Below are 22,991 nucleotides of genomic sequence, written 5' to 3'. Positions count from 1 at the left end.
GATCCTTTAGCTGTCTATAGAGATTTCAGTGTACCCTTTGGTAGCACTGCTGATACGAAGTCTTTCTTGATAACAACTTCGTTGTTCGCGTTTAGCTCGATAGTGATGTAGTCGTTGTCTTCAGCGATTTTAGTGATTTTACCCACTAGACCACCGTTAGTTAGTACTTCATCACCTTTGCCCATCGAAGACATTAGGGTTTTGTGTTCCTTAACGCGCTTAGCTTGTGGACGGTAGATCATGAAGTAGAAGATCACCGCGAACATCGCTAGCATGATAATCATTTCGAAACCGCCACCTGCTGGTGCTTCTGCTGCTGCGTGAGCCTGAGAAATAAACATGAAAATATCCTCTATTATATTTTTGATTATCCAACAAATTGGGCTTTGGCTGGTTATATTCAAGCGTGCTGATCGCTATTAGAGATCGCACTCTCAAAAATATCGAGCTTTTGCTCATTTGTTAGGCTGGTTGTTACTTTACAGACCAGCCATTAATAAAAGCCTTAGGCGAAACCTAAGGCTTAAATATGATTACTGTTTGCCTAGTGGCGGCACTTCACGATCGCGACGTGCGTAGAACTCTTCCACGAATTGGTCGAAGCGATCTTCGTCAATCGCACTGCGAATGCTTTCCATCAAACGTTGGTAGTAACGCAAGTTATGGATAGTATTTAGACGCGCACCTAGGATTTCATTACAACGATCTAAGTGATGCAAGTATGACTTAGAGTAGTTCTTACAAGTGTAACAGTCACAGTGCGGATCCAATGGTGTTGTATCGGTTTTATGTGTCGCATTACGGATCTTGATCACACCGCCCGTCACAAATAGGTGACCGTTACGTGCGTTGCGCGTTGGCATTACACAGTCGAACATGTCGATACCGCGACGTACACCTTCTACTAAATCTTCCGGTTTGCCAACACCCATTAGGTAACGAGGTTTGTCAGTTGGAAGTTGTGGACAAGTGTGCTCAAGAACGCGATGCATATCTTCTTTAGGTTCGCCTACTGCTAGACCGCCTACTGCGTAACCGTCAAAACCGATTTCAGTCAGACCTTTCACCGATACGTCACGCAAATCTTCGTAAACACCACCTTGAACGATACCGAATAGGTTGTTCTGGTTGTCTAGCTTATCGAAGTGATCGCGTGAGCGTTGCGCCCAGCGCAATGACATTTCCATCGATTTCTTCGCTTCATCGTGTGTCGCTGGGTATGGCGTACACTCGTCAAAGATCATTACGATGTCAGAGCCTAGGTCTTTTTGGATTTCCATCGACTTTTCTGCGTCCATGAAAATCTTGTCACCGTTAACTGGGTTACGGAAATGCACACCCTCTTCAGTGATTTTACGGATATCACCAAGGCTGAATACTTGGAAGCCGCCTGAGTCAGTCAGGATAGGACCTTGCCAGTTCATGAAATCATGCAGGTCACCGTGCATTTTCATCACTTCTTGACCAGGACGTAACCATAGGTGGAAAGTGTTACCTAGCAGGATTTCTGCACCCGTATCTTTCACTTCTTCCGGAGTCATGCCTTTAACCGTACCGTAAGTACCAACAGGCATGAAAGCTGGTGTTTGAACCGTACCGCGTTCAAACGTTAGCTGACCACGACGTGCATTGCCGTTAGTCTTTTTTAAATCAAATTTTAACTTCACGAAGCCTCCAATGTCAGAGAAACAGTCTGACTTTGATCTCGGGCATATAAGCCCATAAAGGAGCGGTCGCATATTCCTTGCGAGATATGAAAAGTTGCCTTTTCACCCCTAGCCTACTGCTAGCACTCGTAAACTTTTAAGACAAAGAGATTCCCTACTCGTTCGTTCCTCATCTAGGGAATGACAAAGTCTGAGATTATTTCACTCCGAGTGACGACAACATTATATGCTGCCACCCACTATAAATAACGCTTTTGTCATTCCTGAATCGAGCAACGAGATCTCAGGAATCTCTGTTTTACTTTTATCTGCTTCAATAAACCTGATAGCAAGTTGATGTACAAAGTAACGTTAGCTTGTCTTTTTCTTAATAAACATAGAATCACCGTATGAGAAGAAGCGGTAATTATTCTCGACCGCATGCGAATACGCATTCATGGTGTTCTCGTAGCCAGCAAACGCGCTCACTAGCATAATTAGCGTTGATTCTGGCAGGTGGAAGTTGGTAATTAAGCAATCCACCAGCTGGTATTCATAACCCGGGAAAATGAAGATTTCAGTATCACCGAAAAATGGCGCAAGCTCGGTGCCTTTTTTCACAGCGTCTTGCGCTGCGCTTTCTAACGAGCGCACAGATGTCGTTCCCACCGCGATTACTCGTCCACCACGAGCTTTAGTCGCTTTAATCGCTTCAACCACGTCTTCGGTTACTTCAACGTACTCCGCATGCATGTGGTGATCGTGAATATTATCCACTTTCACTGGCTGGAAGGTACCCGCACCTACGTGCAAAGTAACATATGCCAGTTCGGCACCTTTCGCTTTGATTTTTTCTAACAATACTTCATCAAAGTGTAAACCCGCTGTTGGTGCCGCGACTGCACCTGGTTTTTGGTTGTAAACCGTTTGGTAGCGTTCTTTATCCGCGTCTTCATCAGGGCGATCAATATATGGCGGCAGTGGCATGTGACCAATCTGCTCTAGAATTTCTAGAACGGTTTGTTCAGCATTAAATTTCAATTCAAACAGTGCATCGTGGCGAGCCACCATCTCAGCCGAAAACTCATCGTTCTCCCCAAGTAAAATGGTAGAACCCGGTTTTGGCGATTTTGAGCAGCGAACATGCGCAAGGATGCTCTTCTCATCCAGCATGCGCTCTACTAGTACTTCCAGTTTGCCGCCAGACTCTTTACGACCAAACATGCGCGCAGGAATCACTCGAGTATTGTTAAATACTACAAGATCGCCCGCTTCAATGTGATTCAAAACATCGGTAAATGTGCCATCCACCAGCACGCCACTATTACCATCAAGTTGCAATAAGCGACTCGCAGTACGTTCCGGTTGTGGGTAACGCGCAATCAATTCATCAGGAAGGTCGAAATGGAAATCAGATACTTGCATGTTTTTGGTGTCTTAAGTCGGGTTAACAATAGGGGTCACGAAGCTTTTCGCAGCCGACTAGTATATGTCGCCCAAGCGCAATAGCAAGAATAGATGTTGTATCTAAATTTAATCTTTGAGCCCTGCTCGCCACTTTATCTAATCCTGCAAAAAATAAAATTGCAAAAGCATGGTACTTTGGTTGCATTTGTAACAAGATATTACCCTAATTAATAAAAATAATAATAACGATAAAAAACTCAAATACTCGCAATCAATCATATTATTAAGGTGGATAATCAATATGAAGTTAAAGCAGCAACTTACGTATGGGTTTGGATGCATCATACTATTGCTTTTAATGACCAGCGCTATCTCGATATTTCGCTTCAGTGAAACACACCAAGGGTTTAATAGTTACCGAAACTTAGCTCGAACCAGTACTAACAGCGGCCAGATTGAAGCGTATCTGCTGGATGCTCGCTTAGCCGTCAACAAGTACATCAAAACGCACCAGACGAACGATTTAGATACTTTCGAACGCAGAATCCAAGCCATCAATGCCGCGATCGCTGAAATAACCCAACTCGATCTCTCCGAGTCACATAGTCGTGAGTTCAATAACCTGCAACAGAAAATCAACCGCTACCAGCAGGCAGTGCAGCAAGTTGCTACGCTAATTGCTCAGCGCAATCAGCTAGTTAATCAAAAGTTGGATCCCAATGGTGCGGTAATGCGCGATACGCTCTCAGATATGCTAACCAAAGCGCATAACTCCGGCAGTATCGAACTCGCTCTCTACACCAGTGAATTACAAGAAAGCGTGCTTGGCGCTCGCCTTTCTGCGGTTAAATTTTTGGTCAACAACAGCTCGGTCGACGAACAAGCTGCACTTAAGCAATTTGATTTAATCAAACAACGTGGTCAAAGCTTGCAAAGCTATCTCGTCACTGAGCAACAAAAAAGACAATTTGAGACCTACCAAGATGCGTTCACGATCTATCAGAATGCGTTCAGCACTATCACAGCAACGATCAAGCAACGTAATCAGATTATCACCCAGCAACTCGATGTGATTGGTGCACAGGCCGCACAATCTATTGAGAGCATCCAACACTCTAGTAAGTTAGAACAAGATACTGTAGGGCCAAATATGGTGGCCCAGCTCGACAGTGCCGAAACAATTATTTTTTGGCTATCAGCAATCTCAACCCTTATCGCTCTGGCTGTCGCTATCGTAATTTACCGTAGCATTAACCGTGTCGTCGGCGGAGAGCCAAGTGATATCCAACTTCTTGTCCAACAGGTATCAAAAGGTGATCTTTCAACTGATGTGTCTATCACAGGTAAAGAGAGCGGTATCTACGCCAATATCCTCGAGATGCGTTCTGAGCTACGCCGCATCATTGAAGGTTTCCATTCCATTTCCGACAGCGTATCTTCAGCTTCCGTCGAACTTGCCGCTGTCATGACACAAACTGAAGCTAACGCTCAACAAGAGCTGAGCCAGATTGAGCAAATTGCTACTGCCATTAACGAACTGTCGAGTACAGCAAATGAAGTCAGTCACAATGCTTCTTCCGCGGAGCAAGCGGCATCAGGTGCCAATGATAACGTCATGGCAGGTCAGTCAGCATTGCGCTCTTCAGACGATCTTTCACGAAAAGTGGAACACTCGATTGAGGAAACAACCAATATCGTCAACCAACTACGTGACTATTCAATTGAAATAGGCACAGTGGTCGAAGTAATCAACACGATTTCAGAACAAACTAACCTGCTGGCACTTAATGCAGCGATTGAAGCGGCTCGTGCCGGTGAGCAAGGTCGAGGTTTTGCTGTCGTCGCCGATGAAGTTCGTTCTTTAGCGGCGAAAACACAACAATCGACCATTGATATTCAAGAGATTATTTCTCGCTTACAAGGCCAAGCTGAAGAAGCGAACAAGTTTATGTCTGCGAATGTAATGTTGGCTGAAGACTCGCGCGCATTGAGCCAGAAACTGGGGGATTCATTTGTGGCTATATCTGAGTCCGTGGCACAGATTTCAGATATGAATACTCATGTCGCGACAGCTTCCGAAGAGCAGTCCAGTGTGACACAAGACATCTCACAAAACGTCAGTGTGACTTTTGAAATCGTTAACCAGAATGTGACCGGAGTACAAGAGAGCCAAAAAGCGAGCGAAGAGCTTTCAAGCCTTGCTGCCGAGCAAAAACACTTATTGAACTTCTTCAAACTCTGAACGACTCTCTCCTGGCGCTCACCATTGTGAGCGCCTCACTTTACCTACAACTTCAACCAAACCTCTCAGTGGATAAAAATCCTTACCAATTTTAAGGATAATTTACTAAGAATCTCGGCTTAGCTCCCAAAACCTTCCCCCATTTACTCCTATAGTAATTAGTACAGAGTTTAAACAAATTACCTGCATTCACGCGGTAACAATCTGCGCAAAAAACCAAGGAGGTTACCATGATAAAAGTCGAAGACATGATGACCCGTAACCCGCACACCTTGTTACGCTCTCATCTCCTTTCCGACGCCAAACACACCATGGAAGCGTTAGGTATCCGACACATCCCAATCGTTGATAGTGATAGACACTTACTCGGCATCATTACTCAACGTGACGTACTGGCTGCCCAGGACTCTAGCTTACAAAAAGAGACCGATGAACAGTCGTTCACTTTAAGTACCCCACTGTACGAAGTGATGCGCACCAATGTCATGAGCGTCAGCCCTAAAGCGGGGTTGAAAGAGACCGCCATCTATATGCAAAAACATAAAGTGGGTTGCTTACCCATCGTCGATAAAGGACGTTTGGTTGGCATTATGACCAACAGTGACTTTGTCAGCATTGCGATTAACTTATTGGAATTGCAAGAAGAAGTGGAACCGGAAGAAATTGAAGATTAAGCATTAGTAAATTTCGCGTGAACTGCTGCACAAACAAAAAAAAGAGCGGCCCGAGCCGCTCAAAGAACATCAAAATTTATGCCTAAAAAATGTGTCTACCCAGATTACTGGGTATATTCCTAGGGGTGTAAATAGGAACAGAATTGCTTTCGTTGTAAGGTTAAGTGACTGCGTACGTCCGACTCGAGCAATCACTTAACTTCAACAACGAGTTTGACTAGAACTGATCTTCTTCAGTAGAACCAGTTAGAGCCGTAACCGATGATTTACCACCTTGAATGGTGTTCGTCATCTTATCGAAGTAACCAGTACCCACCTCTTGCTGGTGAGCAACGAAAGTATAACCTTTCTCAGCTGCCTCGAATTCTGGACGTTGAACTTTCTCAACGTAGTGGCGCATACCTTCACCTTGTGCGTAAGCATGTGCCAATTCAAACATGTTGAACCACATGTTGTGGATACCCGCTAGAGTAATGAACTGGTACTTGTAACCCATGTTCGCTAGCTCTTGTTGGAATTTCGCGATGGTTTCTGAATCTAGATTCTTCTCCCAGTTGAAAGAAGGTGAGCAGTTATAAGCAAGCAATTGATCTGGGTACTCAGCGTGAATTGCTTCCGCAAACTTACGCGCTTCTTCTAGACAAGGCGTCGCTGTCTCACACCAGATCAAGTCTGCATATGGTGCATAAGCAAGACCGCGTGAAATCGCTTGGTCAATACCAGCACGAACGCGATAGAAACCTTCTTGTGTGCGCTCTCCTTCGATAAAATCTTTATCGTAAGCATCGCAATCTGAAGTGAGTAGATCTGCTGCGTTCGCGTCAGTTCGAGCAATAACGAGTGTTGTCGTACCTGCAACGTCAGCGGCTAAGCGAGCGGCCACCAGTTTTTGCACGGCTTCTTGAGTTGGAACCAATACTTTGCCACCCATGTGGCCACATTTTTTCACTGAAGCAAGTTGGTCTTCAAAGTGAACACCTGCCGCACCGGCATCAATCATCGACTTCATTAGTTCATAAGCGTTGAGTACACCACCAAAGCCGGCTTCTGCATCGGCAACGATGGGTAGGAAGTAGTCAATACCACCTTCTTCCGGTGACTTACCACCTGCCCATTGAATTTGGTCTGCACGACGGAATGAATTGTTAATGCGCTTAACCACTGATGGTACAGAATCTACTGGGTATAGTGATTGGTCAGGGTACATCGTTGATGCTGTATTGTTATCTGCCGCCACTTGCCAGCCTGATAGGTAGATAGCTTCAATGCCCGCTTTCGCTTGTTGTACCGCTTGGCCACCCGTTAGTGCACCAAGACAGTTTACGTAACCTTTTTTCGCACTACCATTTACCAGTGACCATAATTTATCGGCACCACGTTGAGCGATAGTGTTCGCTGGCACCATTGAGCCGCGTAGCTCGACGACTTCATCAGCCGTGTATGGACGTTTTACATTTTTCCAGCGTGGATTGGTTGCCCAGTCTTTCTCTAGAGCTTCGATTTGTTGGCGTCGAGTTAATGTCATTGGTCTATCCCTCATATTTATGCGTTGTACGCTTTGTTATCTTGGCTAGCGGTACATCCTTCTCCGCCAGTATTCCTTCACGTTATTGGTAGGTTGTTGATTAGGTAATCGGTATCTTCACTAATCCAAGTAGTCATAACCTGGAATGGTTAAGAAATTGGTTAATTCATCGCTTGTAGTCAGTTGTGACATCAACTCAGCAGCCTCTGCAAAGCGCCCTGCTTGGAAACGCGCCTCACCGATTTCTTGTTTCACAACTTCAACCTCTTCACTGAGGTATTGTTCAAACAGTGCTTTAGTCACGACCTGCCCGTTATCAAGATCTTTGCCGTGTTGAATCCATTGCCAAATCGAAGCACGAGAAATTTCTGCTGTCGCGGCATCTTCCATCAGGCCATAAATTGGTACGCAGCCATTTCCGGAGATCCACGCTTCAATGTACTGCAGTGCAACACGAATGTTGTGGCGCATACCTTGCTCAGTTCGCTCACCGGCGCATGCTTCTAACAATTGTTCCGCGCTAATCGGCGCATCATCGTCACGACTGACATCTAACTGATTGGTTCGCTCACCCAGAACCTTGCTAAATACATCCATGGCAGTGTCGGCAAGACCTGGATGAGCAACCCAAGTGCCATCATGACCGTTGTTCGCTTCCAATGATTTATCGTTATGAATTTTGTCGAGCACCTGCTGGTTCTCTACAGGATCTTTAGCTGGAATGAACGCCGCCATGCCTCCCATCGCAAACGCACCTCGCTTGTGACAAGTTCTAACCAGCAGTCTCGAATAGGCATTGAGGAAAGGCTTATCCATAGTCACCACTTGGCGATCCGGCAGCACGCGATCTGGGTGTCTTTTTAATGTTTTGATATAACTAAAGATATAGTCCCAGCGCCCACAATTCAGACCGACAATGTGCTCTTTCAATGAGAACAGGATTTCATCCATCTCAAATACCGCCGGTAGGGTTTCAATCAAAACGGTCGCTTTAATTGTGCCGGTATTGAGACCAAAGTAGTCTTCAGTAAAGTGGAACACGTCACTCCACCATTTCGCCTCATGATGAGACTGCAATTTAGGAAGGTAAAAATAAGGACCACTGCCTTTCTTCAATAATGCTTGGTAGTTGTTGTAGAAATAAAGCGCGAAGTCGAACAAAGCACCTGGAATGATCTGATGATTAAAGGTCACGTGTTTTTCTTTAAGGTGAAGACCACGTACTCGACAAATCAGTACCGCAGGATCTTGCGTCAGTTCATAGTGTTTACCGTTACCTGGATTGGTATAACTAATCGTGCCTCGTATCGCGTCACGCAAGTTAATTTGTCCATCCAGTACTTTATCCCACGCGGGTGACATTGAGTCTTCAAAGTCCGCCATAAACACTTTAACGTTAGCGTTTAGAGCATTAATCACCATCTTTCTATCTGTCGGACCGGTGATCTCCACACGGCGATCTTGCAAGTCAGATGGAATGCCTAAAATTTTCCAACTACCCTCACGGATATCTTGTGTCTCTGGTAAGAAATCAGGTAATTCGCCAGCATCAATGCTCGCCTGTTTCTGTTCACGCGCAACGAGTAACTCTTCAACACGTGGGGCAAATCGTTCACAAAGCAGCGCTAGAAATATCTGCGCTTCTGTTGGGAAAACGGCTTGCTGCTCTTGTGACAGCTCACCCGTCGTTTGCAATTGAGATAAGGAATCTTGGGCTTCCTTGGTCGATGTTGTTTTATCAGGCGTTTGAGCAAACATGATTTCTTCCTTTAAATCCGTTGTCGCAATTACATTTGTAATTTATGGACGACATTTCTATTTATATTTCCGACTTTACCAGACAACTTTGATTGTGCTCTTAGGCTCTACATTCTCTCAAAAAAGAGGGAGATTCAATCTAGACATAAGTCTTACCGAGCCTTTAATTAACTTACATCAGGATAATTGATAGAAAAAGAGGGGAAGTGAAGTTTGAAGTTTTATGCGGTAGGCGTAAAAGCCCTTACCTAGCGCACAAAAATGTAATGAGTTACGTAATTTAATTTCAGTGAAATTTAGACTGTAAAAATAAATCAAACGGATGTTTAAATGCCTAACCAGTCTAAATTGAGCAGTTACATCAACAGCTTGCGCTTGCTTTTTAAGCGAATTTCAAACAGTGTGAAAATAGCTAAATGTAAAATTCACACTGTGAAATTTCACTATTTCATGAAAGCTTCAAAAATATTTTTCTGTAAAATTTTACAAGTTAAACTGCACCAACAGAATTTAACACCAAAAAACGCACTATATGCAGTGCGTTTTGATGGGGAATATCATAATGGGCGGCTAATACTTATAGCTAAGCAGCTTCTCAAAGTAACTTTAACAATGGTTCATTTAGTTCTTGAGTATGACTTTTCGCTGCAAAGAGGGACTACAGCAGCTCTGAAACCACGTCTGCCAGTTGAGTAAATGTATTCACGCGAGACGAACTTGGTCGCCAAACCAGCCCAATATGGCGGTGAGCTTGCTGACCAGGAGGATCGACAACCACTAAGTTTTGATTATCGATAAGGCCATGATCGATCGCCATTTGCGGTATGAAGGTAGTGCCTAAGCCATTCGCCACCATTTGCACTAAGGTGTGCAAACTAGTCGCTGAGAATGGATTTATCTTCTCTTTTTCAGTTAATTGACAAGCGGAAACGGCATGTTCTGTCAAACAATGTTCCTTCTCTAATAAGAAGACAAACTCGTCTGGCAGATCGTCATAGTGGATCGGCACTTTAATCGCTTCGGCTTGATTGCGGCTAATGATCATGCGAAATGGATCGCTACCAACAATCTTACTTTCCATTCCATCAATATCGACAGGTAAGGCAAGAATCAAGACATCTAACTCACCATGACGCAAAGCCGCCAGCAAGTTGGTGGTGGTATCTTCTCGAAGCAACATATTTAAACTTGGGAAGCGTTTATTCACCTCTTGCACTAAATCGCACAGTAAAAAAGGCGCAATAGTTGGAATACAACCAACCTTGAGTTGCCCTTCCATATCCCCACCTTGGCACAAAAGCCCAAGCTCCACTAAGTCTTGTCCTTTCGCGAGCAGATCACGCCCTTGCTGCACCACCAACTCACCAGCATGAGTAAAAACTAGCGGGCTTTTTTTGTCCTTCTTTTCATAAAGCGGACAACCAATCAACTCTTCAAGATTTTGAATACCTTTACTTAAGGTGGATTGACTAACAAAACATTTTTCCGCCGCATCACTAAAGTGACGGGTTTCATGCAATGTCACCAAGTAGTGCAGTTGCTTGAGACTAGGCCATTTATTCATAGTTTTATCGTTAACTCTTGCTCGGGCAGTGATCAGAATAGCAGATTGCGATTTTATCGCTTTTTTCGATTAACTTAATCTATTTAATTCGCTTTTTTCAATACTACAATCTGTACTATAGTTTGTCCCGTACAAACACGGACCAAACCAGAATTGATTAAAAAGGTTTGGAACTTACCAAATATTTAGGAGCAAAAAAATGGTACTAGTTGGTCGTCAAGCCCCTGACTTTACTGCAGCAGCTGTTCTAGGTAACGGCGAAATCGTTGATAACTTCAACTTTGCAGAATTCACTAAAGGTAAGAAAGCGGTTGTTTTCTTCTACCCACTAGACTTCACTTTCGTTTGCCCATCAGAGCTGATCGCATTCGACAACCGTCTTGAAGACTTCCAAGCGAAAGGCGTAGAAGTAATCGGTGTGTCTATCGATTCTCAGTTCTCTCACAACGCATGGCGTAACACTGCTGTTGAAAACGGCGGTATCGGTCAAGTTAAATACCCTCTAGTTGCTGACGTTAAGCACGAAATCTGTAAAGCTTACGACGTTGAGCACCCAGAAGCTGGCGTTGCGTTCCGTGGTTCATTCCTAATCGACGAAGAAGGTCTAGTACGTCACCAAGTAGTGAACGATCTACCACTAGGTCGTAACATCGACGAAATGCTACGCATGGTTGACGCACTAAACTTCCACCAAAAACACGGTGAAGTGTGCCCAGCACAGTGGGAAGAAGGTAAAGCAGGTATGGACGCATCGCCAAAAGGTGTTGCAGCGTTCCTATCTGAGCACTCATCTGACCTAGCTAAGTAATTAGCAGGCACGAGCTAGAATTAGCTCACTATTACCCCCGCTCAACGGGTAATCGGTTGGATAAAAATAAAGCATAAGCGCAAAAAGCGCAGCGCCAATCAGTAATAGTAAAGTCTTTAGTAGAAGCCCAATGCATCGCATTGGGCTTTTTTGTTTTTATCACCCGTCATATATTGCTATCGATATATTGATTGATTTTAATAGTGCAACTTAGTCTAAAAAGTTGGTTGTCGATCACACTTTTCTAGCGCTATGATGTAGCAACGGTGATGGGGTGCCACCGGAATCAAACGATTCAAACCGCTGTTCATAGCTGATGACTCCTACAGAAACGAGAACAGGTTTGCCTGTTGGATCTGTTGTACACACGTTAGGTGGTGTGCAGCGCGAGTTCTGTAGTGAGCACTAACATTCTCTCCAACCTGCCCCTGTTTTCTCACACTCTCAATGGGAAAACACTATGCAATACTCACACGAAATTCAGTCAATGTGCCCGATCCAACGCGGCGATCTTCATGCATCTGCGCCAATCCCAATTGAAGGCGCGATGATTAACCCAAAAGACGTGATCGCCATTTCTGGTCTTAGCCACGGTGTTGGGGCTTGTGCTCCACAACAAGGGGCGGCAAAACTGACCTTAAACGTTAAAAACGGCATCATTGAAGAAGCATTAATTGAAACCATCGGCTGCTCAGGCATGACTCAATCGGCCGCGATGGCCGCAGAAATTCTTACTGGTAAAACCATCCTTGAAGCGTTAAACACCGACCTTGTATGCGATGCGATCAACGTCGCGATGCGAGAAATCTTCCTCCAATTTGTTTATGGTCGCAGCCAATCGGCATTTTCCGAAGGCGGCTTAGAAATTGGCGCAGCACTGGAAGATCTTGGTCAAACCCAGCGCAGCCAAGTGGGTACCAGCTATGCCACTAAAGCAAAAGGGGTACGATACATGGAACTGGCTGAAGGCTACGTGACTCAATTGGCTCTGGATGACAATCGTGAAGTGATTGGATACCAATATCTCAACCTCGGCAAAATGATGAAAGCCATCAATGAAGGCACCCCAGCCGCAGAGGCAGCAGCTCAAGCTACGGGCACTTACGGCCGTTTTGACGAAGCCGTAACTACCATCAACCCACGCCAACAATAATTGCCACCAAGAGGAAAGAGATTATGAACACTCCAATGACTGAATCTGTACGTCGCACATTAAACGAGATGCAGCTTTCTTCTCTTGAAGAGGCATACCAATACTGTACTGATCGCGGCATTGACCCTAAAGCACTAGTGCTCGACACTCAGCCCATTGCTTTTGAAAGTGCAGCCGATGCCTACACGCTGGGTGCCGCATTAGCACTTTTTCGCGGCGCAAACTCGGCAGAGCAAGCCGCAAACATCATCGGTGAAGGGCTTCAAGCATTCACTAAACCTGGCAGTGTCGCTGAGCAGCGTCAAGTAGGGATTGGTCACGGCGCTTTAGCCGCACGTCTCTTAAACGAAGGAAGCGGTTGTTTTGCATTCCTCGCTGGTCATGAATCCTTTGCCGCAGCAGAAGGTGCAATCAAAATTGCCTTAAACGTCAATAAATCACGCCAATCGCCCCTTAAAGTGATCTTAAATGGCTTGGGTAAAGATGCAGCCTACCTGATTTCTCGTATTAACGGTTTTACTTATGTGCGGACTCAATTTGACTACCAAACAGGGGAACTGCACGAAGTCGAACGCCGCCGTTTCTCACAAGGTCCACGTGGTGAGATCCTTTGCTACGGTGCTGATGATGTACGTGAAGGCGTTGCCATCATGCACAAAGAGCAAGTAGACGTAAGTATCACAGGCAACTCAACCAACCCGACACGCTTTCAACACCCAGTTGCTGGTATCTACAAAGCCGAACGTAACCGCGCAGGTCTACCCTACTTCTCAGTAGCATCAGGCGGTGGTACCGGTCGTACTTTGCACCCAGATAACGTTGCGGCAGGTCCGGCTTCTTACGGCATGACTGATACCATGGGACGCATGCACGCTGACGCGCAATTTGCAGGCAGCTCTTCGGTACCGGCACACGTAGCCATGATGGGCTTTATCGGTATGGGCAACAACCCGATGGTCGGTGCAACGGTCGCACTCGCAGTCGCCGTTAGTGAACTTCAACAACACGCTGCTTAATCACGAAAACATAGAGCAGCCCAAGCGCTGCTCTTCTCTCACTTCTATTTCCTCAGATCTCAACTCTCAATTCTCCCTCTCTTCTTCTCTTTCCAATCAGACAAAACTATCGCCAATCGGACAAAGCGTATCCTTCTACAGACTTTCTTCTCTTTAACTCTTTTCAGCTACTCTCGCTGTCACTATGATGGCTAACAACAAATTCCAAGTTCTTGCCATGAAGCGGCGAGAATCAAAAAGACTCAACAGATGGAGATGACTATGGCTTTCTTTTCCCTAGCATTTGGTACTGCAACTAAAAACCGCGATGGCAAAATCATCGAGGCATTTTTCCCAAATCCAGTGCTTAACCCAACAGATGAACTTGTTAAAGCACTAGCAGCGGTAGCCGGCTACGAGCAAGGTAACCAAGCAATCGAAATCTCTGCAGCACAAAGCGCCGAGCTAGCGGTTGCATTTGAAGCAAATGGTGACGCAGCAAACGCCTCTTTCGCAGCAAAAGCGGCAGAATCAGCGCAGCCACTTGTATTGGTTATCCTAGCAACAGATGAGCAGCCTCAATCAGTCGCTGAAGGCTTCCTAAAACTACAACTGATCTCTAACCGTTTAGTGAAACCTCACGGTACTGTGCTAGATGGCATCTTTGGTCTACTGCACAACATCGCATGGACCAATGAGGGTCCAATCGATCTACCAGAACTGGCAGAGCGTCAAATTGAAGCGCGTCTTGCTGGTCGTGCTCTAAGCGTAGATTGTGTCGACAAGTTCCCTAAAATGGTTGATTACGTGGTACCAACTGGCGTGCGTATTGCTGATACTTCTCGCGTTCGTCTTGGCGCACACGTGGGCGAAGGCACCACTGTTATGCACGAAGGCTTTATCAACTTCAACGCGGGTACCACTGGTGTGAGCATGGTTGAAGGTCGTATTTCAGCGGGTGTGGTCGTTGGTAATGGCTCTGATATTGGCGGTGGCGCTTCTATCATGGGTACGCTATCTGGCGGCGGTAAAGTTGTAGTTTCTATCGGTGAAAACTCACTACTTGGTGCAAACGCCGGCTTAGGTTTCCCAATGGGTGATCGTTGTACTATCGAGTCTGGTCTTTATGTTACTGCTGGTTCAAAAGTACGTATGCTTGATGCAGATGGCAATGAAGTAGAAGTGGTGAAAGCACGCGACCTTGCTAATGTTTCTGACCTATTATTCCGCCGTAACTCTGTGACTGGTCAAATCGAATGTTTGGCAAACAAGAGCGCGGTTGAACTTAACGCGGAACTGCACAAAAACAACTAATCTAGTAAGCCACTAAATTAGATAGGAATCCCCGCACTTTATTGTGGGGATTTTTTATTATTTCGACAAAAAAAATTGATTATCTCAACGTCCTTTCGCTACTTATCATCAAGCCGCTTAATGTTGCCTAATGACGATAATGAAAAAACTCACTTATTTACTACTTTTACTGCTTAGTGGCTGTTCTCTCGCGCCAGAACAAGAATCGTGCTATTGCCCTTCAACACCGCCACCAGTTGTCACTCCACCGACGACCTCTAACCAAGAAAACATCAACCAACTATTGGCATATGTCGCTAAGTTGGCAAAAGACCGTTGGGGAGAAGATGAATTTGTAGAAGCGGGGAAACATCGTTACGTAAAATATTTGGATGGTTACTCAACTCGCGCCCATATTGATTTTGAAACCGGTAAGATTTATGTCTCGACGATCTCTCAATATCAGCCTGAACAGAAGCTACAAAAAGCGATAGTCCAAACGCTGCTCATGCCTGCCGACCCTGCTCATGCCGAACTGTTTAGCGATAAAGAGGCTATTTTACGTGGTAAGCCCTTCTTGCTTGGTCAAGTATTGGATCATGAAGGTAAACCGATTGAGTGGGAATGGCGCGCAAATCGCTACGCCGATTACTTAATGGCTAATTCACTGCAAACTAAATCGATCAAACGCGGTCAAGCACACTATGTAGTGATTAACATGGTGAGCGACCACCTTGAGCAACGCGAATACCAATACGCTGGTTTGATCCGCGATGCCGCGCGTCGTTATGGTTTGTCTGAAGATCTTATCTACTCAATTATTAAAACCGAGAGTAGCTTTAACCCTTACGCGGTAAGTCATGCTGGCGCATATGGTTTAATGCAAGTGATTCCAAAAACCGCTGGTGCGGATGTATTTAACTTGGTGAAGAACAAACCTGGCATTCCAACTAAAGAGTACCTATTTGATCCTGCCAACAACATTGATACTGGCGCGGCGTACTTTTACATCCTGAAAAATCGCTACCTCAAAGAAGTTAAAAACCCAACTTCGATGCATTTCAGTATGATTTCAGCCTATAACGGCGGCACTGGCGGCGTGTTATCCGCCTTTGATAGTAGTGACCGTAAACGTGCAATGGTGAAATTGAACAGCTCAACGCCACGACAAGTGTATGACACTTTGACCACTAAGCACCCGAAGGGAGAAGCGCGCCGTTACTTACAAAAAGTGCTCTATTTCCAAAAAGACTTCAATGTAGGCAATCTATAACAAACAAAGGCTTGGTCATTGACCAAGCCTTTGTCGTTTCGAGTCTCTATCCCGGGTGTCCATCCACTCGCGGCGTCAGCAGCATATAGCCGAACTTGGCTATAAATAACGCGAAAGCCAATATCCATAGTGCACCACTAATATCGATCATCAACATCATATGGGCAGGGAACATGGCAACCCCAAAGCTACGCACTATTGCCGCAACTACCAAACTTGCAAATGCCAGCCCCATCTTAGGCCCTTGGTAAATGTTGCGTCCAGTGTGGCCCATTGTAACGCGAGCAATCATCGCCAATATCAAACCACTTAAAGCGCCAATCGCAAATAGATGGATCATATTATGGGCGGCGAATGCATCTTGCCACAAACCACGCGCTAATAAACTTAATGGAATACAAAGATAAGCCGCATGCAATGACCAAACGAGAGGCTCATTTAACGTTTTCCATGGTTGCCAACGTAACACTCGAATTAATTGAGCAATACCAGCCAACGCCATTAAATAACCGCCGAGTTGTGCCATTGCCAAAGGAAAGAAACTGAGCAAGAACAGAGCAACCAAAGGTAAGTTTGCCGTCCATTCTAGCCAAATTTGTGGCTGAGGCTTATCAAAGTTAAAGCGTCTTGCGGTAAAAAATGGGATCACGCGTCCCCCCATAATCGAGAGCAATAACGTAAACCACCATAACATCGCCTGCCACACTGCCGATGCTGAAAATGGCGGCATACCTTTGACGCATGCATAACTAGCAAAGTTTGCAACAATTGCTAGCACAAACAAAGGGACGAAAAATAGGTTACGGTAACCTTTGGCTTTTATCACTCGCCATGCGACTTCATAAGCGGCGAATGCCAAAAATAGTGCATCGATAACAGAAATTAGCCAAAGTGGTACAGGCGTCCAGAGCAGCAAACGTGGTGTCAGCCAGAGCACCACTATCGCTAAAAGTCGATAGCTTTTGGTACCGTTTATGCCCGTCCAATTCTGTACTGCAGTAAGCACAAAACCCACCACAATCGCCATCGAAAAGCCGAACAACATTTCATGTACGTGCCACCATAAGGCTGGTACTTGTAATGACTGAGGCTGACCAGAATGAAACATCCACACCCAAGTCGGAATTGCAATAAGGGCATATAATGCGCCGAGAAAGAAAAACGGCCGAAAACCTAGGCGTAAAATTGCGGGAATTTTTTCTTCAACCCGCTTATCGGTAATGTTGAGCACTATAAGACTCCTATATTGATAACCAAAACCTTATAGCACAATTTAAGCCACATTTGATTTCGCTTTAAAATTCAATTATTTAAACAAACAACCAAAACAAAACAAGTCAATTTAACTCACCACAAATAAAGTCAAAATGACACTTTAAATGCAATTAGACTTATAACTTACGGCCATAACCAAAAACACAACGATCTTGGTTGATGCACAAGTTCTAAGTACTATGAGTTTTCTCTCGTTAACTATAGTAGCAATATGACGCAATATATTTTTGGTTATGGCAGCCTTATGAACTCCGCTTCTCGTCAGCTTACTGGGCAAACCTCAGAAGCGATTCCTGCCATCGCGCATGGTCTATGCCGTTATTGGGGGAAAGTGGATGACAGTTATATCCTGGCGCCACTAGTCGTGACCCAAGGAGATGGTCTCGTCAACGGAGTACTTTTGCAGGTTGATGATGAGCAACTCGTCGAGTTTGACCGCCGTGAGCGTGGTTACCAACGCATCAAAATCGATCATGACAAGCTAGATAGCCAACTCTCCCTTTCAAGCGGTGATAACGTTTGGATTTATGTGACTGACCAAGCCGTGCCTCCTTGTGAACGCAGTCCTATCGTGCAAACTTACGTCGATACGGTACTGGCAGGATGTTTAGAAATCTCCGAGCAATTTGCCGAGCAATTTATTCACCACACCATAGGCTGGCATCACCCTCGTGAAAATGATCGCCACCAGCCAAAATATGGCAACCTTGCTGGCGTAACACGCGAGCATCATTTACTGATCGATAAACTGCTCGCCTCCTACTAGCTTTCGCTCATTTTATCTCTCTGCGATCGCTGATTTAGCGGTCGTTTTACCATCAAATAAGAAAAACTCTATACGCTCAAATTTTCATCTATATAATAGCCCGCCATTTCTTGTGGCTATTTCTGTCAACCCATTGAGCAAACCGAATGTCATCACTACCTAACGCCATTGATAAGCGCATGAGTATCCTCGCGCTTACTTGGCCACTTTTTGTCGAAATCATGCTACGTACAGCGATCAATACCAGCGACGTATTCATGTTAAGTGGCTACTCCGATAAAGCCGTGTCGGCAGTAGGTGTGATCACTCAAATATCATTCTTCCTCATCATCATCTCTTCAATGGTGAGTAGCGGCACGGGAATTCTCATCGCACAATACAATGGTTCGGATCGCCATACCGAATCCTCACATGTTGCCATAGCAAGCATCATCATGTCGGCTATTGTCGGCATTTTCCTTAGCCTCTTTGCCGTTAGCGCCGCTTACTATTTACTGCCTTACTACGGCCTTGAGTCGCAAGTACAAAACTACGCGCAAGAGTACTTGCTAATCAGTGGGTCAATGACCTTTAACGTCACCATGGGTATTGTCCTCACCACTATATTACGTAGCCATGGTTTCTCTCGCGCACCGATGGTGATTAACCTAATCGCTGGTTTGCTTAACATTGGCGGTAACTACGTCGCGCTTTATCAACCTTTTGGCCTGCCTGTGTACGGTGTGCAAGGGGTTGCCATATCTACGGTTATTAGCCAAATCATTGGCACATTAATGCTTTGCTATAAACTGCGCCATACAGAAATAGATCTACCTTTTGCCAACTGGCGCAAAATTCCTAAAGCCATCTACCAGCGTATTGTTCGCATTGGCATGATGAACGCGGGAGAAATGCTCTCTTATAACTTGGCACAATTAACCATCATCTATTTTGTGGTGCAGATGGGTACAGCCTCACTCGCCGCCTTTACCTATGCACAAAACATTGCCCGCGTCGCTTTTGCTTTTGCCCTCGCAGTTGGGCAAGGCAGCCAAATTCAAGCGGGCTACTTTATTGGGCGTGGCTGGATAGATTCTATTTTGCTTAGAGTGCAAAAGTACTTTGTTGTCGGCTTCATTATGACCAACATCGTCACCATCACGACCTTTCTTTGTAGCGATATGATCATTCCGCTATTTACCGATCAACCTGAGATTGCCGCCTTAACAGCTAGCTTAATCGCAGGCTCCATTTTGCTTGAAGCGGGGCGTGTCTTTAACCTGATCTTTATCTCTGCGCTTAAAGCGGCGGGTGACATTCAGTTCCCAGTCAAAATGGGCATCATCAGCATGTGGGGACTTGGCGTAGCTTTCAGTTACCTATTTGGTGTGCACTGGGGCTATGGCGTTTTGGGAGCTTGGATCGCGATTGCGATGGATGAATGGCTCCGAGGACTAATCATGGCAAAACGCTGGCGTAGCAAAGTGTGGACACGATACCAATTAACTTAATGTAAGTTATTGTTACACAAAGAACTCTGGATTCTCACTATATGAAATTAGGCGATGTCAACAATTGTACAGCGTTCATTTCATGACATTGCTCTGACAATACTATCATTAAAATAATCGATCATTGTGAGTCTCCATCTTATTGGGTGCTGCTATGAAAACAACCACATATTCTAACGAAAAAAAAATCGAGAACGATTATTCACTTACTCCTTCAACATCACACGCAATCTTAAAGTCTGGCTTAAACTTTCTGATTGCTGTCGCGTTCTGTGCACTGGTAAATCTTGCATTACGCATTGATTATGTTGTCCTTGGAAATACCTTAGGCGAGGAGTCAGTGACAGAATTTATGGAGCAAATTATGCTCATAATTTCTGCTAGCTCATTCTACTACTTAGCAAAAACCAAACCTCAGCTAAAGCGTGCTGCTGTGCTGGTCGGCTCATTTTTCTTGGTTATGTTAATCCGTGAAAATGACGGTTTCCTTGATCATATTGCCCACGGTTCTTGGGTTTACCCAGCGCTGTTCGTCACTTTTTCTGCTATTTTTTATGCTTTAAAAAACGGTAAACAAACGCTTGATCAAATGGCTGTGATTTTAAGCAGCAACTATATGAACATGCTTATTCTTGGCATTGTTTTGCTGCTCGTTTATTCACGTCTTTTCGGTATGGGGGATTTCTGGAAAGGTGTAATGGCAGAGCACTACGTGCGTGATGTGAAAAACATCGCCGAAGAAGGTACTGAGCTATTGGCTTACTGCATCATTGCCTTCTCTTCAATTAAAGTGGTGCGCGGCTTCCGTAAATAATAATCTGCACACTATTTTATGTGACTCGCGCTATCACAGCCGATAGCGCGAGAAATTACTCTTATTTCGGTACAACAACGTCTTCAACCAAGTTTCTTAGCCAGATATTTTTCTCCTCACCAGCCCGACTGGAATGCCACAACATCGCGATATCAAAATCTGCAACTGGAATAGGTGGCTTAAATGTACTTAAGCTGTCATCAAATCCCTCTGCATCCGCCATTTTTTCCGGCACAATCGCAATCAAGCGGCGCTGTTTAAGCAAACTTCTCACCGTTAGAAAGTTGCGTGATGCAACAGTCACTCTGCGCGACAAACCATGCTCAGCCAGCTTCTTATCCACTTGTGTCGCAAGACTACCATCCGGGCTAACCAGCGCCTGCTCAATGCCAGCAAAGACCTCTAAGCTCAACTCTCCTGCTAATCCCAGAGCATTACTGTCTGCTAGACAGACGTGCTTTTCGGTATAAAGAAACTGACTTTCAAACTCATCATCGAGAATCGGCATACTGCCGATCACAACATCAAGTTTCTCTTGTTCAGTAAGCGCAACATAGTTACTGCGATTGACGTTGATAAAGCTAATTTGCGCGCTTGGCGCTTGCTGACGGATGCGGTCATAAATAGCAGGCGCAAAAATGAACTCAGCGTAATCAGTCAAACCAATTCGGCACACACCTGAATATTTCTGCGGCGAAAAATGTTCTTTGGTCAAAAGGTTGTGGGTGATTGAATCAAGCAATTGAGTAACAATTGGCGAAATGTGATGAGCGTGTTCTGTTGGCTCCATTTTATGCCCTTTGCGCTCAAATAGTGGGTCATCAAATAGCTGACGTAAACGAGCCAAACTATGGCTCATCGCAGACTGGCTAACAAAGCTTTTTTCCGCTGCAGCACTGACGCTGCGATAACGGTAAAGATAAGAAAATGTCACCAACAGATTCAGATCAATATTACGCCATTGAAGATCTTCAGAATTTGGCATAGTTCATCCCATTTGATTCATAGATAGAATTAAAACTATCAATTTGAGTCATCATACTATTTTTTTTATTCTAGATGCAGTAACGAGCAGTAATGAATTTAGAAGGAAGTGCTCACATGCTCACAATCTTTAAAACCTTTTTCTGGCTTGGTTGGATTAGTTTTGGTGGTCCAGCAGCCCATATTGGCTATTTTCGCCAAACCTTTGTAGAAAAACTCAAATGGCTAGATGACAGCGAGTACGCTCAAATTGTCGCACTGAGCCAGTTTCTACCTGGACCTGGTTCAAGCCAAGTCGGTTTTGCACTTGGTTACAAGCGCGGAGGTCTACCTGGTGCTTGTGCTGCATTCATTGGTTTTACTCTACCATCCGTACTGATCATGGTATTACTCGCCGTGGTATCCAACCAACTTACTGAGACCACCGCGTTTCAAAGTATTGTTCATGGTTTGAAGTTACTGGCAGTGGTTGTGGTGGCTGACGCAACATGGGGAATGTACAAAAACTTCTGCAAAAACACTTTATCAGTCAGTCTATGCTTAATTACTGCTATTGCACTATTAACCATGCCAAGCATCGCAACTCAAATGATTGTTCTCGTGATTGCCGCGCTGATTGGTGCGAAATACCTTAAAGGTGAATCACCTAGTGAACCAAAACCATTTAAGCCTAGCATTTTACCATTAGCGTTATTTGCAGCGATCTTGTTAGGGTTGCCATTTATTGCGCATTTAGCGCCAACTTTAGGCTTGTTTAACGACTTCTTCCAAGCAGGTAGCCTAGTATTTGGCGGCGGCCACGTCGTACTGCCACTACTGCAAAATATTGTTGGCGATCAGCTAAGCCAAGACGCTTTCTTAACGGGTTATGCCGCGGCACAAGCCGTACCGGGACCAATGTTTACCTTTGCAACATACATTGGCTACGAGCTGCAGCCAAATGCACCAATTACTGGCGCTTTAATTGCCACGATTGCAGTATTCTTGCCTGGTTTCTTGCTACTACTTGGCGTACTAAAAAACTGGCAATCACTGGCACAAAAGCCACAAGTAGCGGGTGCAGTAAGCGGCGTAAACGCTGCAGTGGTGGGGTTACTGGTCTCAGCTTTGTACCAACCTGTCTTCACCAGTGCCGTATTCAATCCATTCGATGTCGCACTCGTTTTAGTCGGCTTCTATTTAATGAAACAATTAAAACTGCCGATTATTTGGATGGTGATTACCTTTATCCTCGCTGGACTGAGCATGGGGATGATTAAATAACCTAGGACAAAAAACAGCGGTGCTTAGCACGGCTGTTTTTTACTGTCAGTCTTACTAATCA

The 22,991-nt window shown here is 44.9% G+C and carries 20 protein-coding genes and 1 riboswitch; of the genes, 12 read left to right on the top strand and 8 right to left on the bottom strand.

What is annotated here, in order from left to right; all coding sequences use genetic code 11:
• Positions 1 to 14: 14 nt before the first annotated feature.
• The 3 genes from yajC to queA form a co-directional block, all read right to left on the bottom strand.
• On the bottom strand, positions 15 to 341 hold the full coding sequence (yajC, locus tag IRQ95_RS07445; RefSeq protein ID WP_075650407.1) for a preprotein translocase subunit YajC: 327 nt from the start codon (positions 339 to 341) through the stop codon (positions 15 to 17).
• A gap of 192 nt (positions 342 to 533) precedes the next feature.
• Positions 534 to 1,667: a tRNA guanosine(34) transglycosylase Tgt gene (gene tgt, locus IRQ95_RS07440; protein WP_194436346.1), complete on the bottom strand. Its 1,134-nt coding sequence runs from the start codon at positions 1,665 to 1,667 to the stop codon at positions 534 to 536.
• Between the two features lie 351 nt (positions 1,668 to 2,018).
• Positions 2,019 to 3,071 (bottom strand): tRNA preQ1(34) S-adenosylmethionine ribosyltransferase-isomerase QueA, encoded by a 1,053-nt coding sequence (gene queA / locus IRQ95_RS07435; RefSeq protein ID WP_194436345.1) that lies wholly within the window; start codon positions 3,069 to 3,071, stop codon positions 2,019 to 2,021.
• A 283-nt stretch (positions 3,072 to 3,354) separates the two neighbouring features.
• Here queA and IRQ95_RS07430 point away from each other — a divergent pair, with 283 nt between their 5' ends.
• Positions 3,355 to 5,295: a HAMP domain-containing methyl-accepting chemotaxis protein gene (locus IRQ95_RS07430; RefSeq protein ID WP_194436344.1), complete on the top strand. Its 1,941-nt coding sequence runs from the start codon at positions 3,355 to 3,357 to the stop codon at positions 5,293 to 5,295.
• Between the two features lie 230 nt (positions 5,296 to 5,525).
• Positions 5,526 to 5,969 carry a CBS domain-containing protein gene (locus IRQ95_RS07425; RefSeq protein ID WP_194436343.1) on the top strand — a complete coding sequence of 148 codons (444 nt, stop codon included), beginning with the start codon at positions 5,526 to 5,528 and terminating at the stop codon, positions 5,967 to 5,969.
• 217 nt (positions 5,970 to 6,186) lie between these two features.
• Here the strand turns inward: IRQ95_RS07425 and aceA are convergent, their stop codons facing one another.
• Positions 6,187 to 7,494 (bottom strand): isocitrate lyase, encoded by a 1,308-nt coding sequence (gene aceA / locus IRQ95_RS07420; RefSeq protein WP_194436342.1) that lies wholly within the window; start codon positions 7,492 to 7,494, stop codon positions 6,187 to 6,189.
• Positions 7,495 to 7,614: 120 nt separating this feature from the next.
• Positions 7,615 to 9,252 (bottom strand): malate synthase A, encoded by a 1,638-nt coding sequence (gene aceB / locus IRQ95_RS07415; RefSeq protein ID WP_194436341.1) that lies wholly within the window; start codon positions 9,250 to 9,252, stop codon positions 7,615 to 7,617.
• A gap of 330 nt (positions 9,253 to 9,582) precedes the next feature.
• Here aceB and IRQ95_RS07410 point away from each other — a divergent pair, with 330 nt between their 5' ends.
• Positions 9,583 to 9,948 carry a hypothetical protein gene (locus IRQ95_RS07410; protein WP_194436340.1) on the top strand — a complete coding sequence of 122 codons (366 nt, stop codon included), beginning with the start codon at positions 9,583 to 9,585 and terminating at the stop codon, positions 9,946 to 9,948.
• Here IRQ95_RS07410 and IRQ95_RS07405 read toward each other — a convergent pair.
• Positions 9,911 to 10,816 (bottom strand): hydrogen peroxide-inducible genes activator, encoded by a 906-nt coding sequence (locus IRQ95_RS07405; protein WP_194436339.1) that lies wholly within the window; start codon positions 10,814 to 10,816, stop codon positions 9,911 to 9,913. The two genes, IRQ95_RS07410 and IRQ95_RS07405, sit on opposite strands and share 38 nt — an antisense overlap.
• Before the next feature lie 199 nt (positions 10,817 to 11,015).
• Between IRQ95_RS07405 and IRQ95_RS07400 the strand changes: the two genes are divergently transcribed.
• From IRQ95_RS07400 to mltC, 5 genes are all read left to right on the top strand, one after another.
• Positions 11,016 to 11,624, top strand: coding sequence for a peroxiredoxin C (locus tag IRQ95_RS07400; protein WP_075650424.1), 609 nt, complete (start codon positions 11,016 to 11,018; stop codon positions 11,622 to 11,624).
• Positions 11,625 to 11,880: 256 nt separating this feature from the next.
• Positions 11,881 to 11,957: riboswitch (Fluoride riboswitch) on the top strand.
• A 127-nt stretch (positions 11,958 to 12,084) separates the two neighbouring features.
• Positions 12,085 to 12,777 carry an iron-sulfur cluster assembly scaffold protein gene (locus IRQ95_RS07395; protein WP_075650426.1) on the top strand — a complete coding sequence of 231 codons (693 nt, stop codon included), beginning with the start codon at positions 12,085 to 12,087 and terminating at the stop codon, positions 12,775 to 12,777.
• A gap of 23 nt (positions 12,778 to 12,800) precedes the next feature.
• The gene (locus IRQ95_RS07390; protein ID WP_194436338.1) at positions 12,801 to 13,793 is read left to right on the top strand and encodes a GGGtGRT protein; all 993 of its coding nucleotides are present in this window, start codon (positions 12,801 to 12,803) and stop codon (positions 13,791 to 13,793) included.
• Positions 13,794 to 14,054: 261 nt separating this feature from the next.
• Complete coding sequence (gene dapD, locus IRQ95_RS07385; protein WP_194436337.1) at positions 14,055 to 15,086, top strand: 2,3,4,5-tetrahydropyridine-2,6-dicarboxylate N-succinyltransferase; 1,032 nt, start codon at positions 14,055 to 14,057, stop codon at positions 15,084 to 15,086.
• Positions 15,087 to 15,225: 139 nt separating this feature from the next.
• The gene (mltC, locus tag IRQ95_RS07380) at positions 15,226 to 16,338 is read left to right on the top strand and encodes a membrane-bound lytic murein transglycosylase MltC (RefSeq protein WP_194436336.1); all 1,113 of its coding nucleotides are present in this window, start codon (positions 15,226 to 15,228) and stop codon (positions 16,336 to 16,338) included.
• 46 nt (positions 16,339 to 16,384) lie between these two features.
• Here mltC and IRQ95_RS07375 read toward each other — a convergent pair whose 3' ends face one another.
• Positions 16,385 to 17,569 carry an NnrS family protein gene (locus IRQ95_RS07375; RefSeq protein WP_194436335.1) on the bottom strand — a complete coding sequence of 395 codons (1,185 nt, stop codon included), beginning with the start codon at positions 17,567 to 17,569 and terminating at the stop codon, positions 16,385 to 16,387.
• A gap of 255 nt (positions 17,570 to 17,824) precedes the next feature.
• Between IRQ95_RS07375 and IRQ95_RS07370 the strand changes: the two genes are divergently transcribed.
• From IRQ95_RS07370 to IRQ95_RS07360, 3 genes are all read left to right on the top strand, one after another.
• On the top strand, positions 17,825 to 18,379 hold the full coding sequence (locus tag IRQ95_RS07370) for a gamma-glutamylcyclotransferase family protein (RefSeq protein WP_194436334.1): 555 nt from the start codon (positions 17,825 to 17,827) through the stop codon (positions 18,377 to 18,379).
• Between the two features lie 146 nt (positions 18,380 to 18,525).
• Positions 18,526 to 19,869 (top strand): MATE family efflux transporter, encoded by a 1,344-nt coding sequence (locus IRQ95_RS07365; protein ID WP_194436333.1) that lies wholly within the window; start codon positions 18,526 to 18,528, stop codon positions 19,867 to 19,869.
• 154 nt (positions 19,870 to 20,023) lie between these two features.
• Positions 20,024 to 20,683: a hypothetical protein gene (locus IRQ95_RS07360; protein ID WP_194436332.1), complete on the top strand. Its 660-nt coding sequence runs from the start codon at positions 20,024 to 20,026 to the stop codon at positions 20,681 to 20,683.
• Positions 20,684 to 20,744: 61 nt separating this feature from the next.
• Here the strand turns inward: IRQ95_RS07360 and IRQ95_RS07355 are convergent, their stop codons facing one another.
• Positions 20,745 to 21,668 carry a LysR family transcriptional regulator gene (locus IRQ95_RS07355; RefSeq protein WP_194436331.1) on the bottom strand — a complete coding sequence of 308 codons (924 nt, stop codon included), beginning with the start codon at positions 21,666 to 21,668 and terminating at the stop codon, positions 20,745 to 20,747.
• Between the two features lie 116 nt (positions 21,669 to 21,784).
• On the opposite strand from IRQ95_RS07355, the gene chrA reads away from it, so the two are divergent.
• The gene (gene chrA, locus IRQ95_RS07350) at positions 21,785 to 22,930 is read left to right on the top strand and encodes a chromate efflux transporter (RefSeq protein WP_194436330.1); all 1,146 of its coding nucleotides are present in this window, start codon (positions 21,785 to 21,787) and stop codon (positions 22,928 to 22,930) included.
• The last annotated feature ends 61 nt before the right edge of the window (positions 22,931 to 22,991 follow it).

This window comes from Vibrio fluminensis (genome assembly GCF_015278125.1).
In the GTDB taxonomy this organism is placed as follows: domain Bacteria; phylum Pseudomonadota; class Gammaproteobacteria; order Enterobacterales; family Vibrionaceae; genus Vibrio; species Vibrio fluminensis.
Note: the sequence above shows the minus strand (reverse complement) of the source record. Positions and strands in the feature narration are given on the sequence as shown.

What these genes read in the sequence shown, in the direction of transcription:
- aceB (WP_194436341.1), bottom strand. Translation starts at nt 9,252, where the DNA reads ATGTTTGCTCAAACGCCTGATAAAACAACATCGACCAAGGAAGCCCAA.
- IRQ95_RS07400 (WP_075650424.1), top strand. Translation starts at nt 11,016, where the DNA reads ATGGTACTAGTTGGTCGTCAAGCCCCTGACTTTACTGCAGCAGCTGTT.
- IRQ95_RS07390 (WP_194436338.1), top strand. Translation starts at nt 12,801, where the DNA reads ATGAACACTCCAATGACTGAATCTGTACGTCGCACATTAAACGAGATG.
- yajC (WP_075650407.1), bottom strand. Translation starts at nt 341, where the DNA reads ATGTTTATTTCTCAGGCTCACGCAGCAGCAGAAGCACCAGCAGGTGGC.
- IRQ95_RS07405 (WP_194436339.1), bottom strand. Translation starts at nt 10,816, where the DNA reads ATGAATAAATGGCCTAGTCTCAAGCAACTGCACTACTTGGTGACATTG.
- mltC (WP_194436336.1), top strand. Translation starts at nt 15,226, where the DNA reads ATGAAAAAACTCACTTATTTACTACTTTTACTGCTTAGTGGCTGTTCT.
- IRQ95_RS07430 (WP_194436344.1), top strand. Translation starts at nt 3,355, where the DNA reads ATGAAGTTAAAGCAGCAACTTACGTATGGGTTTGGATGCATCATACTA.
- IRQ95_RS07355 (WP_194436331.1), bottom strand. Translation starts at nt 21,668, where the DNA reads ATGCCAAATTCTGAAGATCTTCAATGGCGTAATATTGATCTGAATCTG.
- IRQ95_RS07360 (WP_194436332.1), top strand. Translation starts at nt 20,024, where the DNA reads ATGAAAACAACCACATATTCTAACGAAAAAAAAATCGAGAACGATTAT.
- IRQ95_RS07425 (WP_194436343.1), top strand. Translation starts at nt 5,526, where the DNA reads ATGATAAAAGTCGAAGACATGATGACCCGTAACCCGCACACCTTGTTA.
- IRQ95_RS07365 (WP_194436333.1), top strand. Translation starts at nt 18,526, where the DNA reads ATGTCATCACTACCTAACGCCATTGATAAGCGCATGAGTATCCTCGCG.
- aceA (WP_194436342.1), bottom strand. Translation starts at nt 7,494, where the DNA reads ATGACATTAACTCGACGCCAACAAATCGAAGCTCTAGAGAAAGACTGG.
- dapD (WP_194436337.1), top strand. Translation starts at nt 14,055, where the DNA reads ATGGCTTTCTTTTCCCTAGCATTTGGTACTGCAACTAAAAACCGCGAT.
- IRQ95_RS07410 (WP_194436340.1), top strand. Translation starts at nt 9,583, where the DNA reads ATGCCTAACCAGTCTAAATTGAGCAGTTACATCAACAGCTTGCGCTTG.
- chrA (WP_194436330.1), top strand. Translation starts at nt 21,785, where the DNA reads ATGCTCACAATCTTTAAAACCTTTTTCTGGCTTGGTTGGATTAGTTTT.
- queA (WP_194436345.1), bottom strand. Translation starts at nt 3,071, where the DNA reads ATGCAAGTATCTGATTTCCATTTCGACCTTCCTGATGAATTGATTGCG.
- IRQ95_RS07395 (WP_075650426.1), top strand. Translation starts at nt 12,085, where the DNA reads ATGCAATACTCACACGAAATTCAGTCAATGTGCCCGATCCAACGCGGC.
- IRQ95_RS07370 (WP_194436334.1), top strand. Translation starts at nt 17,825, where the DNA reads ATGACGCAATATATTTTTGGTTATGGCAGCCTTATGAACTCCGCTTCT.